This window comes from Faecalibacillus sp. H12, assembly GCF_013361255.1.
Lineage (GTDB): Bacteria > Bacillota_I > Bacilli_A > Erysipelotrichales > Coprobacillaceae > Faecalibacillus > Faecalibacillus intestinalis.
Genome location: NZ_JABWDK010000033.1, coordinates 1 through 19,913, shown reverse-complemented (window position 1 = coordinate 19,913; position 19,913 = coordinate 1). Strand labels below are relative to the sequence as shown.

General features: G+C 31.0%; 20 protein-coding genes and 1 other annotated feature. Of the genes, 1 reads left to right on the top strand and 19 read right to left on the bottom strand.

What is annotated here, in order from left to right; all coding sequences use genetic code 11:
* Positions 1-77: 77 nt before the first annotated feature.
* The 7 genes from HUU89_RS12845 to HUU89_RS12815 form a co-directional block, all read right to left on the bottom strand.
* The gene (locus HUU89_RS12845) at positions 78-707 is read right to left on the bottom strand and encodes a class I SAM-dependent methyltransferase (RefSeq protein WP_256187681.1); all 630 of its coding nucleotides are present in this window, start codon (positions 705-707) and stop codon (positions 78-80) included.
* Positions 708-772: 65 nt separating this feature from the next.
* On the bottom strand, positions 773-1,144 hold the full coding sequence (gene rplL / locus HUU89_RS12840; protein WP_022002413.1) for a 50S ribosomal protein L7/L12: 372 nt from the start codon (positions 1,142-1,144) through the stop codon (positions 773-775).
* A 29-nt stretch (positions 1,145-1,173) separates the two neighbouring features.
* The gene (gene rplJ, locus HUU89_RS12835; protein ID WP_175301961.1) at positions 1,174-1,728 is read right to left on the bottom strand and encodes a 50S ribosomal protein L10; all 555 of its coding nucleotides are present in this window, start codon (positions 1,726-1,728) and stop codon (positions 1,174-1,176) included.
* 40 nt (positions 1,729-1,768) lie between these two features.
* Positions 1,769-1,886: a sequence feature (ribosomal protein L10 leader region), on the bottom strand.
* A gap of 9 nt (positions 1,887-1,895) precedes the next feature.
* Entirely contained in the window at positions 1,896-2,582 is a 687-nt protein-coding gene (gene rplA / locus HUU89_RS12830) for a 50S ribosomal protein L1 (RefSeq protein ID WP_119362727.1), read from the bottom strand.
* Between the two features lie 48 nt (positions 2,583-2,630).
* Positions 2,631-3,053: a 50S ribosomal protein L11 gene (gene rplK, locus HUU89_RS12825; RefSeq protein WP_022002410.1), complete on the bottom strand. Its 423-nt coding sequence runs from the start codon at positions 3,051-3,053 to the stop codon at positions 2,631-2,633.
* A 216-nt stretch (positions 3,054-3,269) separates the two neighbouring features.
* Positions 3,270-4,013: a triose-phosphate isomerase gene (tpiA, locus tag HUU89_RS12820; RefSeq protein WP_032089405.1), complete on the bottom strand. Its 744-nt coding sequence runs from the start codon at positions 4,011-4,013 to the stop codon at positions 3,270-3,272.
* Positions 4,014-4,033: 20 nt separating this feature from the next.
* On the bottom strand, positions 4,034-5,218 hold the full coding sequence (locus HUU89_RS12815; RefSeq protein WP_022002408.1) for a phosphoglycerate kinase: 1,185 nt from the start codon (positions 5,216-5,218) through the stop codon (positions 4,034-4,036).
* Positions 5,219-5,302: 84 nt separating this feature from the next.
* Here HUU89_RS12815 and HUU89_RS12810 point away from each other — a divergent pair, with 84 nt between their 5' ends.
* Entirely contained in the window at positions 5,303-5,602 is a 300-nt protein-coding gene (locus HUU89_RS12810) for a rhodanese-like domain-containing protein (protein ID WP_175301960.1), read from the top strand.
* Between the two features lie 24 nt (positions 5,603-5,626).
* Here the strand turns inward: HUU89_RS12810 and HUU89_RS12805 are convergent, their stop codons facing one another.
* The 12 genes from HUU89_RS12805 to leuC form a co-directional block, all read right to left on the bottom strand.
* Positions 5,627-6,484 (bottom strand): YitT family protein, encoded by an 858-nt coding sequence (locus HUU89_RS12805; RefSeq protein ID WP_119362726.1) that lies wholly within the window; start codon positions 6,482-6,484, stop codon positions 5,627-5,629.
* Between the two features lie 122 nt (positions 6,485-6,606).
* A complete protein-coding gene (locus HUU89_RS12800; RefSeq protein ID WP_175301959.1) occupies positions 6,607-7,701 on the bottom strand; it encodes a MerR family transcriptional regulator in 1,095 nt (364 codons plus the stop codon).
* Positions 7,702-7,722: 21 nt separating this feature from the next.
* Positions 7,723-8,817 (bottom strand): MerR family transcriptional regulator, encoded by a 1,095-nt coding sequence (locus tag HUU89_RS12795; RefSeq protein WP_175301958.1) that lies wholly within the window; start codon positions 8,815-8,817, stop codon positions 7,723-7,725.
* Positions 8,818-8,835: 18 nt separating this feature from the next.
* A complete protein-coding gene (locus HUU89_RS12790; RefSeq protein WP_175301957.1) occupies positions 8,836-9,756 on the bottom strand; it encodes a TraB/GumN family protein in 921 nt (306 codons plus the stop codon).
* Positions 9,757-9,839: 83 nt separating this feature from the next.
* Positions 9,840-10,610, bottom strand: coding sequence for a MurR/RpiR family transcriptional regulator (locus HUU89_RS12785; protein WP_175301956.1), 771 nt, complete (start codon positions 10,608-10,610; stop codon positions 9,840-9,842).
* Positions 10,591-11,346: a hypothetical protein gene (locus HUU89_RS12780; RefSeq protein WP_175301955.1), complete on the bottom strand. Its 756-nt coding sequence runs from the start codon at positions 11,344-11,346 to the stop codon at positions 10,591-10,593. Before HUU89_RS12780 ends, HUU89_RS12785 begins: the two co-directional genes overlap by 20 nt.
* A 72-nt stretch (positions 11,347-11,418) precedes the next feature.
* Positions 11,419-13,311 carry an MBL fold metallo-hydrolase gene (locus HUU89_RS12775; protein WP_175301954.1) on the bottom strand — a complete coding sequence of 631 codons (1,893 nt, stop codon included), beginning with the start codon at positions 13,309-13,311 and terminating at the stop codon, positions 11,419-11,421.
* Between the two features lie 217 nt (positions 13,312-13,528).
* Positions 13,529-15,208 carry a biosynthetic-type acetolactate synthase large subunit gene (ilvB, locus tag HUU89_RS12770; protein ID WP_147580844.1) on the bottom strand — a complete coding sequence of 560 codons (1,680 nt, stop codon included), beginning with the start codon at positions 15,206-15,208 and terminating at the stop codon, positions 13,529-13,531.
* Between the two features lie 16 nt (positions 15,209-15,224).
* Entirely contained in the window at positions 15,225-16,904 is a 1,680-nt protein-coding gene (gene ilvD, locus HUU89_RS12765) for a dihydroxy-acid dehydratase (RefSeq protein WP_032089411.1), read from the bottom strand.
* A 12-nt stretch (positions 16,905-16,916) separates the two neighbouring features.
* A complete protein-coding gene (gene leuB, locus HUU89_RS12760; protein WP_175301953.1) occupies positions 16,917-17,999 on the bottom strand; it encodes a 3-isopropylmalate dehydrogenase in 1,083 nt (360 codons plus the stop codon).
* A 10-nt stretch (positions 18,000-18,009) separates the two neighbouring features.
* Entirely contained in the window at positions 18,010-18,486 is a 477-nt protein-coding gene (gene leuD / locus HUU89_RS12755; RefSeq protein WP_032089413.1) for a 3-isopropylmalate dehydratase small subunit, read from the bottom strand.
* On the bottom strand, positions 18,486-19,760 hold the full coding sequence (leuC, locus tag HUU89_RS12750; RefSeq protein ID WP_032089414.1) for a 3-isopropylmalate dehydratase large subunit: 1,275 nt from the start codon (positions 19,758-19,760) through the stop codon (positions 18,486-18,488). Before leuC ends, leuD begins: the two co-directional genes overlap by 1 nt.
* Positions 19,761-19,913 lie beyond the last annotated feature (153 nt).

Sequence of the window (19,913 nt, the reverse complement as noted above, 5' to 3'; positions counted from 1 at the left end):
AATTCTACTTCTATTTTTCATTTTTTTAAAGTGGAATTTAACTTTTCACTTTAGCTAAAAAATAAAAAAAAGAAATATTATCTTTTTACACTATGTAACAAGTAATATCCCTTATCTCTTTTAACAATTTCACAATTCCCAAAAACTTCTTCCATTTTCTTTTTAGCCGAAGGAGCGCCTTGTTTCTTTTGTAAAATAACCCATAAACTTCCATTTTCATTAAGATGTTCAATTGATTCTTGTAAAATTGTAGTTACAACTTCTTTACCCGCTCTTACTGGTGGATTTGTTACGATCACATCATAACTTCCTTGAACATTTTCATAAATAAAGCTTTTATAAATATTTGCATGAATATTATTATTTTTAGCATTTAATTTGGCAAGTTCAAGTGCACGATCATTGACATCGACCATATCCACATTTAAATGTGAATAAACTTTATTAAGACATATTCCGAAAGTTCCATAGCCACATCCTACATCAAGAAGTGTTTTTTCATTTGTAATTTCGATATTGTCTAATAAAACACGTGATCCATAATCTATCATGCTTTTAGAAAAAACACCATTATCACTTGTAAATAAAAGATCATATTTATGAAATCTAAAAATAAATTGTGATTGTTCACTTTTTAAATCAGTATTATCTGTAAAATAATGTTTCATTTGTATTTCCTCTATTTCCTTTTTCTTTATTATACAAATAAATAGAATTTTAACCAATAAAAAAAGAAGAATCGTAAGATCCTTCTTTTAAATCAAAGTTATAATTATTTAACTTCTACTGTAGCTCCAGCAGCTTCTAATTTTTCTTTGATTTCTTTAGCTTCATCAGCAGATACTTTTTCTTTGATTACTGAAGGTGCTTTGTCAACTAATCCTTTAGCATCAACTAATCCTAATCCAGTGATTTCTCTTACAGCTTTGATTACAGCAACTTTAGTTCCACCAACTTCAGTTAATGTTACGTTAACTTCTGTAGGTTCAGCAGCAGCTCCAGCATCAGCAGCAGCAGCTACAGCAACTGGTGCAGCAGCAGTTACATCAAATTTTTCTTCGATTGCTTTTACTAAGTCATTTAATTCTAAAATAGTAGCTTCTTCTAAGTAAGCTAAGATATCTTCATGTGTTAATTTTGCCATGTTTATATTCTCCTTTTCATTAATTCTGCTTATTCAGCAGCTTCTTCTACTTTTTCTTCAGCAGGTGCTTCAACTGGTGCTTCTCCACCATTTTCTTCTCTTGCATCTGCTACAGCTTTTACAACTCTAGCGAATTTGCTAACTGGTGCTTGTAACATACCAAGTAACATTGAGTACATTCCTTCACGTCCAGGTAATTTAGCAATTTCATTAATTTCTTCTACTTCTAATACTTTTCCTTCAACAATTCCAGCTTTGATTACTAAAGCTTCATGATCTTTAGCAAAGTTAGCTAAAACTCTTGCAGGTGCAACGGCATCACTATGACCGAATGCAATAGCGTTTGGACCTACTAATTTATCATTGATTTCAGCATATCCAGCGCTTTCAGTAGCTCTTTGAACTAATTTGTTTTTGTAAACTTTGAATTCAACATCTTCTTCACGTAATGCTTTACGTAATTCAGTGACTTCTGCTACTGATAATCCACGATATTCTACTACTACAGCAGATTGTGAATCATTAAATTTACCAGTGATTTCTTCAACAACGACTTTTTTCGCATTGATTGCTTCTACTGACATTGCTACACCTCCTATAAATTTTTATATATGCAACAATATACGCGCTATATTTAAAACTCCCATACGTAGATAGGAGTTCAAGTTCTTCATAAACTCAACACCTCGGTAACAAATTAAGGTTTCCCAGTTACTGTCTACGGTATATTGATTGCGACATTTTTTACAAACTATTTAGTAGTTTGAACTTTGATTGCAGGTCCCATAGTTGATGAAACTGCAATATTTTTAATATAAGTACCTTTAGCTGATGTTGGTTTTAATCTTACGATTAAATCATAAATTGTGTTGAAGTTTTCAACTAATTTAGCATCATCAAATGATACTCTACCGATTGGTAAATGAACATTACCTTCTTTATCAGTACGGTAAGTTACTTTACCAGCTTTTGTTTCTTGAACTGCTTTAGCAACATCCATAGTTACTGTTCCAGTTTTTGGGTTAGGCATTAAACCTTTAGGTCCTAAGATACGACCTAATTTACCTAATTCAGCCATCATGTTAGGAGTAGCGATCATAACTTCGAAATCTAACCATCCTTTTTTGATGTCTTCTAAAATTTCTTTACCAGCAACGATATCTGCACCAGCATCTTTAGCTTCTTGAGCTTTTTCTCCTTCAGCTACAACTAAAACTTTTTTAGTTTTACCAGTTCCGTGTGGTAATACAACAGCTCCACGTAATTGTTGATCTGCTTGTCTAACATCTAATCCTAAATTGAAAGCAACATCGACACTTGCATCGAATTTTACATTACTTGTTTTTTTAACTAATTCAATAGCTTCTTCAGCTGAATAAAGTCTTCCATTTTCAATTAATGCAGCTGCTTCTGTATATCTTTTACTTTTCTTTGCCATTTAATTTCCTCCTTAGTGGTTATAACGGATTATCCTTCCACGTGATGCTTACGCATCGATTCCTTCAACTTTAACACCCATGTTTTTAGCTGTACCAGCAACGATTTTCATTGCAGCATCTAAATCATAAGCATTTAAGTCAGGCATTTTGTATTCAGCGATTTCTTTTAATTTGTCAGCTGATAATGTTCCTACAGTAGTTGTTCCTGCATTACTAGAACCTTTTTGTACTCCTAAAGCTTTTTTAATCATTTCTGAAGCTGGAGCAGTTTTTAATACAAAGCTGAAATCTTTGTCTTCATATACTGTTAAGACAACTGGTACTGTTTCTCCCATACGATCTTTAGTTTGATCATTGAAAGCAGTACAGAATTTAGGCATTTGGATACCTGCACCTGCTAATGCTGGACCAGGTTTAGCTTGCCCTGCTTTGAATTGAATTTTCATAACTCTAACAACTTTCTTACTCACGCGACATTTCCTCCTTGTAAAAATTTGTCCGTGTTGTGGTCAAATGGGTGTTACCCTTCCACACAACAATGAATGCGCAATTAACCTATTGCGTCGACAACTAATTTACCATTATCTCTTGATAAATGCAATACTTTTTTATATTTTTTTGCATTTTATCAAATAAATTTAAAAAAAAGAAAAACTCTAGGAATTTTCCTAGAGTTTAAACAACAATTAGTCTAAAGCAGCAATCATTGCTTTGTATGAATCTTCAACTAATGAAGCTCCACCAACTAAAGCACCATCAATATCAGGTTGTTCTAATAATGCTTTTAAACCTTCAGGTTTAACAGATCCACCATATTGAATTCTTACTTGATCAGCAACTTCTTGTCCGTATAATTCAGCAACTACTGAACGGATGTATCCACAAACATCTTGAGCGATTTCGTTTGTAGCAGTTTTTCCAGTTCCGATAGCCCATACTGGTTCGTAAGCGATAACGCTTCTAGCAGCACATTTAGGACAAACATCTTTGTAAGCAGCAACTACTTGAGTTTTAACAACATCTTTAGTAGTTCCAGCTTCATATTGTTCTAATGTTTCACCAACACATACGATTGGAGTCATATCATTTTTAAGAACTTGAAGCATTTTAGCGTTAACTGTTTCATCAGTTTCCCCAAAATATTGTCTTCTTTCAGAGTGACCTAAGATAACCCATTCAACTCCGATTTCTTTTAACATTTCAACAGATACTTCACCAGTATAAGCTCCGCTATCTTTGAAGTGTACGTTTTCAGCAGCTACGATTAAGTTTTTAGCTCCTGCTTTTGCAGTTTGTAAAGCTAAGTATGGAGTAGCAATTCCCCAGTCAGCTTTATCAGTTACTTCTGGATCAACAGCTTCTACAAATGCTTTTGTAGCAGCGATTGTTTTATTCATTTTCCAGTTTCCTACGATAATTGGTTTTCTCATGATTACAAATACCTTCCTTATTATTTATCATCAATTGCAGCGATACCTGGAAGAACTTTACCTTCCATATATTCTAATGAAGCTCCACCACCAGTTGAGATGTGAGAAACTTTATCAGCATATCCAAGTTGCATTACTGCAGCAGCGCTATCTCCACCACCAATGATAGTGTTAGCACCTTCTAAACCAGCTAAAGCTTCACATACAGCGATTGTTCCTTTAGCGAATGGTTCCATTTCGAATACACCCATAGGTCCATTCCATACAACTGTTTTAGCACCAGCTAAAGCAGCTTTGATGTTTTCTACAGATTTAGGTCCGATGTCTAATCCCATGTATCCATCAGGTACATCTTCACCACAAACTTTAATATCACCTTCTGCAGCAAATGCAGTATTGATTACAGAATCAACTGGTAAGATTAATTTATCTCCAGCTTTAGCTAAGATATCTTTAGCTACGTCAATTCTATCATCTTCAACTAAAGAGTTACCGATTGAATGACCTTGAGCTTTAGCGAAAGTATAGCACATACCTCCACCAACGATAACTTTGTCAGCAATTTTTAATAAGTTTTCGATAACTAAGATTTTATCAGAAACTTTAGCTCCACCTAAGATAGCAACCATTGGTCTTTCTGGATTACTTACAGCTTTTCCAATGTAGTTGATTTCTTTTTCTACTAAGAAACCAGCTGCTGATGGTAAATGAGCAGGGATTCCAGCTGTAGAAGCATGAGCTCTATGAACTGAACCGAATGCATCTTCAACAAATACATCACCTAATGAAGCCCAGTATTTTCCTAATTCAGGATCATTTTTACTTTCTCCAGCTTCATAACGAGTGTTTTGAACTAAGATAACTTGTCCATTTTCAGCGTTTTTAACAGCTTCTTCCAATTCAGCACCACGAGTGCAATCTACGAATTTTACATCTCTACCTAATAATTCAGCTAATCTAGGAGCAACAACAGCTAAATTGTTTTTAGCTTTGTCTTCTTCAGTTTTCACTTTACCTAAGTGAGAGAATAAAACGATAGCTTTTGGAGATTGTTCTAATAAATATTTGATTGTTGGTAATGCAGCAACAATACGATTATCATTAGTGATTTCTCCTGTTTCTTTACTTCTTGGTACGTTGAAGTCAACACGAACTAAAACAGTTTTTCCAGCGACTTCAATATCTCTAATTGTTTTCTTATCCATTTTTATAATTCCTCCATGGCTGAATTATATCATCTATAATCATTGTTTTCAATTAATTTCATATTATATTATGAGGTGAAAAATATGAAAAATACGAATGTAATCCCTATCCAAAAAATCCCATCTATGTTAGAGAATGATTATCAATTTGTCGATTTAAGAGATCCCTATGAGTATAAGAAAATTCATCTAACAAAATTCACAAATATTCCCTATGAAAAGTTCAATCTCAATCAGTATCATTTTTCTAAAAAAGAACCACTTATTCTTATCTGTTATAGCGGAGCTAAATCAAAAAAACTAGCAGATGATTTATGTCAACAAGATTATGATGCTTACAGTATTGAAGGTGGATTCTATTCTATTTTGCATCAAAAGACATAAAAAAAATTAACGGGTGTATACTCGTTAATCCAATGGTTTATTATAAAAACGTCCTATAAAGTTTTCAACTTTAGTTACAGAAACAATAATCTTTGGATCAGTTTCCTTTAAAGCTTCTAAAACATCTCCGACTTCATAACTTGAAACAATTGCTGTTAAATAGCTTACAGGATGATGTGAATATCCTCCATAACCATCTAAAGCAGTAATCCCATGATGAAATTTTTCTAAATAAGTATCCACCACTTCGTCTTTTTTTACAGTATAGATGTGTAACATAACACGTTTATATCGTGTATGGAAAGTAGAAATTGTTTTTGTTGAGATAAATTGGAACAAAATAGAATACCCTGCTTTATCAAATCCAAAAATAACTCCAAAAACACATAAAATCATAGCATTAAAGGCAAAAACTTGCATCCAGATTTCTCGTCCATTTTTATTAGCAAAATACAAAGCAATAAAATCTGTACCACCTGAAGAAGCACCCGCTTTTAAAGCAAGTACAATACTCATTCCCCAAATATATCCACCAAATACAACATTTAAAACTTGTTCATCAAATAATGGATAATTTGGAATAATTTGTAATAAAAATGATGTTAAAAAGACTTGTAATAATGAAAAGAATACAAATCGTTTTGATATTTTCTTGGCACAAATAAGCGCAACAGGTACATTTAAAACAACTAAAGTGAATGCTGTTGGAATTGATTTTCCAAATAAATCAGCAATCATATCTACAAGTAAGGCAATACCCATAAACCCACCTGACAATAAGTGCGCTGGTCTTACAAATGTTTTAGTTGTAGCAGCCATAATCAATGAAGAACAAAATACACAGGCAAAGCTAATTAAATCTCTTTTTTTTATCTTTTTCATGATCTTTCTCCCTAAATTCCACTACATTGTACTCTTTTAGAAACAATTTACAACAGGCGATTATAAAAAAACAAAGTTAATTTATTAACAAAGAAAAAGGATTAAATTCACATCTAATCCTCTTATCTATTCTTTCCATTTTTATGATAAATATTTTCAAAAAAATCATACAACTTTAATTCATTTTGTTCAAAAAAATCAATTACTTCATCACTTGCTTGAATATCAATATTCTTATTTCTTAATATTTGATAAGCCATTTTAGGATTTTCCTCAACTGATTTTCCCATATCAATGATAAATTCAAATCCATCTTGAAAGATAAAACTAAATTGCATCACATAAAGTGTATGTAATCCTTGATGCCATGCGCCACCTTTTTCAAAATAGAGACCTATCTTTACTCTTCTTAAATCCTGCCAACTATATTCCTTATTTTCATTATTTTCTTTTTTAGTTATCAAGCTTTTTAAAATAGATTTTCTACTTTGATAGTGATAACTACAAATTGAAATCTTATTATCTGTTAATTCAACATATTCTAATTTAGTTTCACAAATAACAAATATAATCAAAAGAATAATAAATGAAATACACATAGAAAAAATAATGAGTTTCCCTGATGCTTTATAAAAAGGTATTTGAAAATGTTGTACTGAACTTCGTGTTTGTTCGTTCACATAAGAAATCATATTAGGAAATGCTAAACCAATTAAAATTCCAAAAATTCCAGATATAAATAAAGATAAAACACTAATGCCTAACAGACTTCTTGGTATCGACTTATAACCAATAACTACTGTTTGATCTTTCTTAAAATAATCAAATACTTTCTTTAAGTCTTTTTTCTTAACTTTTTCATTCCCTATTTGATTATCTTCAATTACTTGATCTAATAAAGGAATATTCTTTTCTTTTAAATCTTCACACATGTTTTTTATATATTGTAATGATTCTATTTCGGTATTTACTTTTTCAATATGATTTTCTAAGACATCTTGAAATGTAACTTTATTATTTAAGATATCTTTAATATCTTCTATAGGTACATTGATATCTCTTAAAAACATAATTCTTTCTATTTTGTGAATATCTTCTTCACTGTAATTTCGATAACCATTTTCATCACGATAAGGTTGAATGAGTCCCATCTTTTCATAATATCTTAGTGTATAAGAACTGATTTTTAGTTTTTCTTGAACCTCTTTTATTTGCATAATTTTCACCTACTTTTTTAACTATCTGTTTTTACCATTTTTATGATAGATATTTTCAAAAAAATCATACAATTTTAATTCATCTTGTTCAAAGAAGTCAATCACTTCATCACTTGCTTGAATATCAATATTTTTGTTCCTTAGTATTCGATAAGCAATCTTAGGAGACTCTTCCATTGATACCCCTGCATCTACACTATATTTAAAACCATCTTTAAAATAAAAACTAAATTCAGGAACATAGAATGTTTTGATTCCACTTCTTCCTGTACTCTTATTTTCAAAATATAATTTAATTTCGACTTTATCTAATTCATCCCAAGTATATTTTATATTATGTTTACTTTCTTTTTTTAAAATCATACTTTTTAAAATAGAAACACGCTTTTGATAATGATAACTACAAATTGAAATATGATTATCTACAAATTTAATATAATTTTGTTTTGCGTTACAAAGTATTATTATTATTTCTAATAAAATAAAACCTAAAATAATCCCAATAGCCAATGTAAATCCCGATGGCTTAAAAATAGGTATGTATAAATCATTTGAAGTATTTGAAAATTGTTTATTAACAGAGACAATCATATTAGGTATTCCAACAACTACAAGAAAACCTATAATTACCGACAAAAAAATTGCAATAGGAATTGATGAAACTATATCTCGAATGGTTACTCTTGTTCCAATGATTACTGTTTGATCTTTCTTAAAATAATCAAATACTTTCTTTAAATCTCTTTTCTTAACTTTTTTATCTCCTATTTGATTATCTTCAATTACTTGATCTAATAGAGGTATATTTTTTTCTTTTAAATCTTCACACATATTTTTTATATATTGTAATGATTCTATCTCGATATTCACTTTTTCAATATGATTTTCTAAGACATCTTGAAATGTGACTTTATTATCTAAAATATCTTTGATATCTTCTATTGGTACATTGATATCTCTTAAAAACATGATTCTTTCTATTTTATGAATATCTTCTTCATTATAATTTCGATAACCATTTTCATCACGATAAGGTTGAATGAGTCCCATCTTTTCATAATATCTTAGTGTATAAGAACTAATCTTTAGTTTTTCTTGAACTTCTTTTATTTGCATAACTTTCACCTACCTTCATTATTTCATACATTCAACTAAATAGCCATCATCTTTTAATAATTGGATAATTCCTTTTTTACCATAGAGATGTTTACATCCTACACCTATAAAATCATGTTTATTATTATGAATACTATCGGCTAAAGTATCTTTCATATGAATGTTTCTATTATATGCAAGTATATTCCAATACTTTTCATACTTTTCTTTATCACTATCATTTAATTGTTCTAACTGATTTAACAATAAATTTTGTTCATCTTCATAATATTGTGTATTACCACTATAATAAGCATCTAAATCTTCTTTAGCATTTTTTATTACCATTTCTTTATTTGCTAAATTATCTAATATCGTCTCTGAGTAATCCCCTGATAATTCAGTTAATAGCTTCATTTGAAATTCAATGCCTTCAACTTCTTTAAAATTCTTTTTCTTTTGAGCATACTCATAAATATATTTATCAATTGCACTAAACTTACTTATATTTGCCTTATTCAATACTTCAGGGTCACTAATTACAAGTGAACTTATAACAAATACATTATAGAGTGCATAACCAGGTTTCCCTTTCAAACTTTTGTATTGTTTCATTAGATTTTCATATTTATCTTCTAGACCTAAATCACGAATTGAATTGTACGTATTGTATTTAGTGATTTCTTCTGTTTCTTTTGGCGATGGTTTCATATCACATTCCAAATAAATTGAATCACTTTCATCTAATGCCTTTTCTGTTACCTTATCCAAACTTTTAATAGGATACCTTCCTGGATGAAATGTTCCAAATAAATATGAGTATCCTCCTTTTTGATCAGATACTTTGTAAAGAAACATACTTGTATCGATGATTCTTGTGTTTTCTTCTTTCTTTTGGGTCGCACACCCACCTGCCATCAATAAAACAATGATCATGACTAATTTCACACTCTTTTTCATTTTATTTTCCTTCTTTCTAACCAAAACATACACGTTAGAGTAGCTAGAAGGTCAAGTATTTCATAAAAAAAGACCAAATATTTCTATTTGATCACATATTTTCGATAATATATAAATTTAATAAGAATTAAAATATTTAAAATAATAAGATTCAATGATTCACTATCATCATTTCCTGGTAATTGAATAAAACTATTCACATTTTTAATTTTATCTTTTGTAGAAATATTTTGTGAAATAATTCCAAATTGAGCATGTGCGTCTTGCATAATTTGAGACTTAGCTTGATTTAACATAAAATATCTTCCTGTTATCGTAATCAATAATCCATAAGTATGACAGTTTTCAAAATATTTTCCTATTTGACGATCCACATTTTGAATAAAACATTTTTTATCAAAAACTAACATATCCTCTATAAAATTAAAAGCTAAAAATAATGGATAATTAGCACCTATAATTCCTATCATTTCCGCTTTATGCATATCATCTACTATTTGTTCAATAGAAGCCATCCATTGTTTTTTATCTATTTTTGTTTGACTAATACATTCAATTTCTTTGAAAATCTGTTCTTCATTAAAAGAAAGATATCTTTCTCTAATTTGATTTTTTCTATTATCCATTGTAGAAAATAAATATTTTTTCATTACATTAAAATCTTTATATCCTAAAATTTGACAAAATTTTTTAATTGTAGCTAGACTTGTATGACAATTTTGAGCAAATTCACTAACTGTCATAAATTCTATTATTGATAAATGAGACAAAATATAAACACTCATTTCATAATAAACATCTTTATTATAACCACTGTATATATAAACAAGTAGTTTAGATATGACTGTATTCATAATTTTCCTCCTTCATCAATCGGTATAAAACATAATTTGCATACTCTATACTCGATAATATATATTCATAATTTTCTTTCTTTTTTAATTCAATTGCTTTTATTCCAGAAAAATCATGATTACCATCACAAAAAAAATACTTCTTAGCAGATGCATTTATGATTGAAGTAATACTTCCTAATGACGTTTGTGTTTCTTCTAGAAAAATTTGTATATTATATCGAGGATCAATCAAAATAATTACATCATCATTTTTACTATTTAAAAAAGTTTCTTCTTTTTCTTTGATATTCCATCCTAAACATCTTTCTACACATACCCCTTTAAAAAATAAATATTTAATAAGCGTATCAAAATATCCTGTATATTTAGGTGATCCATAAATAATCACATTTGAAGCTTTCATTAAATCATGAACCAACTGGTCCAATTTAACTTTTATATCATGCTCAATATTAAAATTTTTATTTTCATTTAATAGATGATAAAACTGGTAATCAATTTTTCTAGTATCTTGATCTAACATATCACATAAAGAAGAAAAAGTATCATATCCTGCACTTTTACAAAAACGCGTAATTGATGAATTAGATAAATTTGTTTCTTTTGCAACATCTAGTAATTTTTTATGATTTATTCTTCTTGCATTTAGTAAAAAATACTGTGATAAAATACTATTTGTTGTCCTTTTAGCGCTTACATTATATAAATTAATCAAATTATCCACAATATACATACGAACACCTCATAAAATATTCTATCACAAAATAAAAAAACGTGGCATTTTTATTTGCCACGTCCTTTAAAACTAATTATGTTTTTTTCTTTTAATCATACAAATTGTTCCACCAGCAAGTACCATCATTCCTACTAATGCAAATATTTCAGTATCATCACCAGTTTTAACATTATCTTTTGTTTTATTTGTTGTTGTTGTGATATTTGTATTTGTTGAATCAGGTTTCTTTGTATCTCCTGGTTTTGTTGGAGTTTCTGGTTGATTTGGTTTATCACTTGGTTTTGTTGGTTCATCTGGATTTTCTGGTTGATCAGGTGTGTCAGGATCTGTTTTTTCTTTAATAAATCCTAATGAACAAATATTTAATTCATCTCTATCAGATAAACCATTTTTCATAATTTCATCATAACGATCAGTTCCATTAATAACTTTACCATTTTCAACAATAATAAGTGTATAACCTTCATCAGCTTCATTAATACCATATTCTACCCCAGCAGCTAACCATGAAGCAAAATCCGCATTATTTAAATAAGGTGTATGTGCACCAATATTATATTTGATACCATTTTCTTTAATATATTTAGCAGCTTTTTTAGCTCCATCTAACCATTGTTGAGCACCACTTCTAATAGTAGTTCCACCTAAATGAACTTGTGCTCCTAATGAATCCCCACTATAGATCACTTTATGAGTTAAATCAGCTAATTGCCCACCACCTGGTGTATGTTCATCAGTAATTTCTAAGAATTGGAATTCCACTCCTGCTGCTGTGAATTTTTCCATATCTTTAACTGTTTCTACAGATTTCCATTCAATATCTGAAATTAAATCTTTTCCACCCATTGATTCTACAGTTCCGTCTTTTTGGCTTAATACTGTATGTGGTTCATTTTCTGGCCAAACGATTGTTGTTATATTTCTTAATTCATCATCTTGACCAATAACAGCTAAGTTGTTTACATGATCACCATGGTTATGTGTTAAGAAAATTTTTAATGATTCACATTTATCTCCAATAACAGCTTTAATTTTTTCGTTAAGCACATTAGCACCATAGAAATCGACGTCAATCATAAATGCTTCTTTTCCATCTTTACTTACATAAATCATTGGATTTTGTAAATCAGTATCATTTAACATATACCATGTTCCGTTTTTATCTTCTTTCATTTTAATCACAAAGAAGTTTCCATAATCCATTGTTAAATTATGTTGTTTATCATAGGCTTCATCTGCATCATATCCCATCACTAAACCAGTAATAGAATCATGTGCACCTAAATCATATCCCCACCATCCATGTGAATCGATATGGAATTTAAATGAAACATTTCCTTCTTTACTTGTTGCAATAACATCAGTTCCTCCACGAGTTGTTTCACTTGTAAAGGCATCACTATTATAAACAGAATCATAATCATATTGTAAGTTTGTTGTTGGATCAAAATCATTGATTTGTTGTAATAATCCTAATAATTCATCAACATAACTTGCATCTACAACATTTCCTTTACTATCTTTTACTTGATATCCTGGATTAGCATCTAATAATTGTTTAACTTGTTTTACATTTGTAAAGAAATTCATCATATTATAATAACTTATACCAGCTGGTGATTTACCATTGATATAATCAGATGTTAAATTCACATCTTTTAATTGAACATCAACTGTTAATAATTTCTTTGATTCTTCTTTTGTAGCAGATAAATCTTTTGTATCTAACTTAGCTCTTAAATATTCAGATACACCTTGATCTATTTTACTTCCATCTTTAGCATATTTAGGAACTTTAACTTCCGCTATGGCTTTTTCATAGCTTGCTTGTACTGTTTCTAAATCTACATCTTGAATGGCTATTCCATTTTCATTAACGGCATGAATCATTGTCATTTGACTTGTTGCCATTGAAAAAACCATACTTGATGCTAGTAATGTATTAACTATTTTTCTATTCATTCTTCTTATTCCTCCCACAAATATTTCTTATAACTCAAGTATAGAATTGTTATCACACATCCACAATGTAAACCCTTTCACTTTCTTTCTTGTTTTGCATTGATATCATTTAATTTTATTATCTTTTATTTTTTGATAGTATTTTGTATTATTTCTAATTATTTTTTATTTTAAACACAAAAAAAAGACCAAATATTTCTATTTGATCTTTCATAAATTATTTATTTTTTAAATCAGATTCATCAAATGCTTTAGAAATAGCACCGCCTGGAGCAACCATTGGGAAAACTTTATCATCTTTACCAATCATTACTTCAATTAAAACAGGTCCATTTGTATCTAAAGCTTCTTTAATAGCTGGAGCAACTTCTTCTTTAGTAGAAACACGAATTGCTTTACATCCTAATCCTTCAGCAACTTTACAGAAATCAACTTTATCATCTAAAATCGTATTACTATAACGTTTACCATAGAATAATGTTTGCCATTGTCTTACCATTCCTAATACCTTATTGTTGATAACAACTTGAATAATAGGCACATTGTAACGACTTGCTGTAGCAAGTTCATTCATATTCATTCTGAAGCATCCATCACCAGCAATATTGAATACCGGGAAATCAGGATTTCCATATTTAGCACCAATTGCAGCACCTAAACCAAATCCCATTGTTCCAGCTCCACCTGAAGTAATTAATTGACGTGGACGTCGATAATGATAATATTGAGCAGCCCACATTTGATGTTGTCCAACATCTGTACAAATAATCGCATTACTATCTGTTAAATAATCAATTTGTTCAAGGACATAAGGTCCTGTAAGAGTAGAATCATCATAGTTAAGTGGATAACGATCTTTTAAATCACGAATTTGTTTTAACCATTGTGGATGATTTTGTCTTTCTAACTTATTATTTAATTCATTTAAAATACATTTAGCATCACCAATAATACCTAAATCAACTTGAATATTTTTATTGATTTCAGCAGCATCTACATCAATGTGAATAATTTTAGCATTAGAAGCAAATGTTTGAGTATTACCAGTAACACGATCAGAGAAACGTGCACCAACTGTAATTAATAAATCACATTGGCTTACCCCAAAGTTACTTGCTTTTGTTCCATGCATTCCAAGCATTCCTGTATAACGAGGTCTTGTATTATCAAAAGCCCCTTTACCCATTAATGTTTCACAAACAGGTGCATCAATTTTTTCTGCAAATTCTTTTAATTCTTGACTTGCACCAGATGAAATAACACCACCACCAGCAAAGATAAATGGTTTTTCACTTTCTTTGATTATTTCAATTGCTTGATCTAAATCTTCAACAGTATATGTTTCAGTTTTAGGTTCAATAGCTTTTGGTTGAAGTGGTTCAAATTCCATCTTTTCTGCAGTAACGTTTTTAGTAACGTCTACTAAGACAGGTCCTGGTCTACCTTCTTTTGCAATATAGAATGCTTTACGAATTGTAGGCACTAAATCTTTAATATCTTTAACGATAAAATTATGTTTTGTAATTGGCATTGTCACACCAGTAATATCAATTTCTTGGAAACTGTCACGCCCTAAGATTTCAACACCAACATTTGCAGTAATAGCAACAAGTGGTGTTGAATCCATATAAGCCGTCGCAATTCCAGTAACAAGGTTTGTTGCCCCTGGTCCTGAAGTAGCCATACAAACACCAACTTTTCCTGTTGCTCTTGCATAACCATCAGCGGCATGAGAAGCACCTTGTTCATGAGAGGTCAAAACATGATTGATTTTATCTTGATAACGATAAAGTGCATCATAGACGTTAAGAATAGTTCCTCCCGGATAACCAAACACTGTATCGACACCTTGTTCAATTAAACATTCACATATAATTTCTGAACCAGTTAACATCATTTTGTTTTTCCTCCTTTTATTTTTTTTCTTCTGGTGCTTGTAATACAGCACCTTTATCTGCAGATGTTACTAAAGAAGCATATCTTACTAAGTAACCTTTTTTAATACGAGGTTCTCTTGGTTGCCATTTAGCTTTTCTTGCAGACATTTCTTCATCACTAACACGTACATTCATTGAATGATTTGTAATATCAATATCAATAATATCTCCTTCTTCAATGAAAGCAATTGGTCCACCTAAAGCAGCTTCAGGTGCTACGTGTCCAATTGAAGCTCCACGAGTAGCTCCAGAGAAACGACCATCTGTAATTAAAGCAACATCTTTATCTAAGCCCATACCAGCGATTTCTGAAGTTGGTGATAACATTTCACGCATTCCAGGTCCACCTTTAGGTCCTTCATAACGAATAACTACAACATCACCTTTAACAATTTTTCCTTCACGGATAGCAACAATGGCATCATCTTCACAATCAAAGACACGAGCAGGTCCGGTATGTACCATCATTTCTTTAGCAACTGCTGATTGTTTAACAACGGCCCCATTTGGACAAATATTTCCTTTTAAAACAGCGATACCACCATAAGGTGAATATGGATTTTCCACTGGACGAATGATTTCAGGATCTAAGTTAACACATCCTTCAATATTTTCAGCCACTGTTTTCCCAGTAACAGTTAATAGATCAGTTGATAATAAACCTAATTTATTAATTTCATTCATAACTGCATAAATTCCACCAGCTTCATTTAAATCTTCCATAAATGTATCACCAGCTGGAGCTAAGTGACATAAGTTAGGTGTTTTCTTAGAAATTTCATTCGCAATTTCAAGATTTAAAGTAACTCCTGCTTCATGAGCAATAGCTGGTAAATGAAGCATTGAGTTTGTTGAACATCCTAGTGCCATATCCATTGTTAGAGCATTGATAAATGCTTTTTCAGTCATAATATCACGAGGACGAATATCTTTTTTAATAAGTTCTACGATTTGCATACCTGCATGTTTTGCAAGTCTAATTCTTTCTGAATAAACTGCTGGAATTGTTCCGTTTCCACGAAGAGCCATTCCTAAAACTTCAGTTAAACAGTTCATTGAGTTTGCTGTATACATACCTGAACATGAACCACAAGTTGGACATGCTTTTTGTTCAAATTCATGAAGTTTATCTTCTGTCATATTCCCTGCATTGAATTGTCCTACAGCTTCAAATAATGAAGATAAACATGTTCTTTTACCATCCATTTTACGACCAGCTAACATTGGTCCACCAGAAACAAAGATTGTTGGAACATTGACTCTGGCAGCAGCCATTAATAATCCTGGTACGTTTTTATCACAGTTAGGAATCATAACTAAACCATCAAATTGATGTGCTTCAGCCATGGCTTCTGTACTATCAGCAATTAATTCACGTGTAACAAGTGAATATTTCATACCTGTATGGTTCATGGCAATACCATCACATACAGCGATTGCTGGAATTTCTACGGGTACTCCACCAGCAAGATAGATTCCTTTTTTTACAGCTTCACAAATTTTATCTAAGTTCATATGTCCTGGAACAATTTCATTGAAAGAATTGACAACCCCAATTAATGGTCTTTCTAATTCTTCATCTGTATACCCAGCGGCATTAAATAATGATCGATGAGGAGCTCTTTCAGTTCCTTTTTTTACAAAATCACTTTTCATCCCTATATCCTCCTATAAATGACTTACAATAAGGTCTCCCATTTCACGAGTACCTACTAATGTTTTACCTTCAGACATGATATCTGTTGTACGATATCCTTCTTTTAATACTTTTTCAATAGCATCTTCCACATCTTTTGCTTCTTGATCTAAATCAAAAGAATAACGAAGCATCATTGCTGCTGATAAAATAGTTGCAATTGGATTAGCAATATTTTGTCCAGCAATATCTGGTGCACTACCATGACTTGGTTCATACATACCAAAACTATCTTCTCTTAAAGAAGCACTTGATAACATTCCAATTGAACCAGTAACCATACTTGCTTCATCTGATAAAATATCACCAAACATATTTTCAGTTAAAATAACATCAAATTGTTTTGGATCTCTTACAAGTTGCATTGCACAGTTATCTACTAACATATGTTCTAAAGTAACTTCAGGATATTCTTTAGCAACTTCTTCAACAACTTTACGCCATAAACGAGAAGTATCTAAAACATTTGCTTTATCCACACTTGTTACTTTTTTATTTCTTTTCATTGCAATATCAAATCCACGTTTAGCAATACGACGAATTTCACTTTCACTATAACTCATTGAATCACGAGCAACCATTTGATCTCCTTCTTTTTCAGTAGAACGTGCACCGAAATAAAGACCACCAGTTAATTCACGCATGATCATCATATCAAATCCACCTTCAGTTAATTCTTCTTTAAGTGGACAAGCCCCTTTTAATTCATCATATAAATAAGCAGGACGTAGATTTGCGAATAACCCTAATTCTTTTCTAATTTTTAATAAACCTGCTTCTGGTCTTAATGATGGTTCTAATTTATACCATGGTGAAGTTGTCGTATTTCCACCAATAGCCCCTAATAAAACACTATCACTTTTTTTAGCAATTTTTAAAGCTTCATCACTTAACGGCACACCATAAGCATCGATTGAACAACCACCCATTAAGATTTCTGTATAATTAAATTTATGATTGTATTTTTTTGCAACAGCATCTAAAACTTTCATCGCTTCTGTAACGATTTCAGGCCCGATTCCATCACCTTTAATAACCGCTATATTCTTTTCCATTTTTTATCCCCTATTTTTTAGAATTTACATAATTTACTAAACCATCAGCATCAATCATTTTTTGTAAGAATTCTGGGAATGGTTGACTTTGGTAAGTTTCGTTTTTTGTTTTATTTGTGATTACACCTGTTGAAAAATCAACTTCTACTTCGTCACCTTTTTCAATTTTATCAGCTGCTTCTTCACATTCCATAATTGGAAAACCAATATTAATTGAATTACGATAGAAAATACGCGCAAAGCTTTTTGCGATAACACATTTAACCCCAGCAGTTTTTAAACAAAGAGGTGCATGTTCTCTTGAAGAACCACAACCAAAGTTTTGACCTGCTACAATGATATCTCCTTTTTCTACAGTTGAAGCAAAAGTAGGATCAATATCCACCATAGCATGACTTGCAAGTTCTTTTGCATCAAATGAATTTAAATAACGTGCAGGAATAATTACATCTGTATCTACATTATCTTTATATTTATAAATTTTCATTATTCTTTACCTACCTTTTCAGGATTTGCGATATATCCAGCAATCGCACTTGCTGCAGCAACTTGTGGAGAAGCTAAATAAATAAGTGCTTCTGTATCTCCCATACGACCTACGAAGTTACGGTTTGTTGTTGAAACACATTTTTCACCTTTAGCCATAACACCCATATGACCACCCATACATGGTCCACAACTTGGTGTATTGAATGCACATCCAGCTTCTACAAAGATTTCAGCTAAGCCTTTTTGAATACATTGTAAGAAGATTTTTTGTGTTGCTGGTACGACCATCACACGTACATTGTCTGCAACTTTTTTACCTTTTAAAATTGCAGCTGCTTTTTCTAAATCAGATAAACGTCCATTTGTACATGATCCAATAACGACTTGATCAATATAGATTTTATCCATTTCTTCAATTTCATCAATTGTATGTCCATTTCCTGGTAAATGAGGAAATGCAACAGTTGGTCTTACTTCACTTAAATTGATTTCTACCACTTGTTCATATTCAGCATCTTCATCTGCTTCGAAGACTTCATAAGGTTTTTTAGAATGTTTTTCAATATAAGCAATTGTTTGATCATCAACAGGGAAAATACCATTTTTAGCTCCTGCTTCAATGGCCATATTACAAATTGTAAAACGATCATCCATTGTTAAATATTGAATACCGTCTCCAACAAATTCCATTGATTTATATAAAGCCCCATCAACACCAATTTTATCAATAATATGTAAAATAACATCTTTCCCACTAACATATTCACTTGGTTTACCAGTAATCACAAATTTAATAGCACTTGGTACTTTAAACCATAATTCACCAGTTGCCATTCCAGTAGCGATATCTGTTGTTCCTACACCTGTAGAAAAAGCTCCTAATGCCCCATAAGTACATGTATGACTGTCTGCCCCAATAATACATTCACCAGCCACAACGATTCCTTTTTCTGGTAAGATAGCATGTTCTACACCACATTTACCTTGTTCCATACGATGTGTTAAACATTGTTTGTTTGTAAAATCCAAAATTGCTTTTGAATTTTCTGCAGATTTAATATCTTTATTTGGTGTAAAGTGATCTGGCACTAAAACCACTTTATCTTTATCAAAGACTTTATCTGCCATTTTATCAAAAATTGGTAATGCCATAGGCCCTGTAATATCATTTGCCATTACAACATCCAATTTTGCTTCAATTAATTGTCCCGCTTCAACATGATCTAATCCCGCATGCTTGGCTAAGATCTTTTGTGTCATTGTCATTGCCATTTTTTAAATTCCCCCTTCATTTTTAACCTTAGTAGGTTGTCATTAGAAAGTCATGACTTTCCAATGACAACACACTAAAGTGTGTTGATTAGTTATTGATTAATTTATCTTCATCAGACCAAGAATATAATTTTCTGATTTCTTTTCCGACTT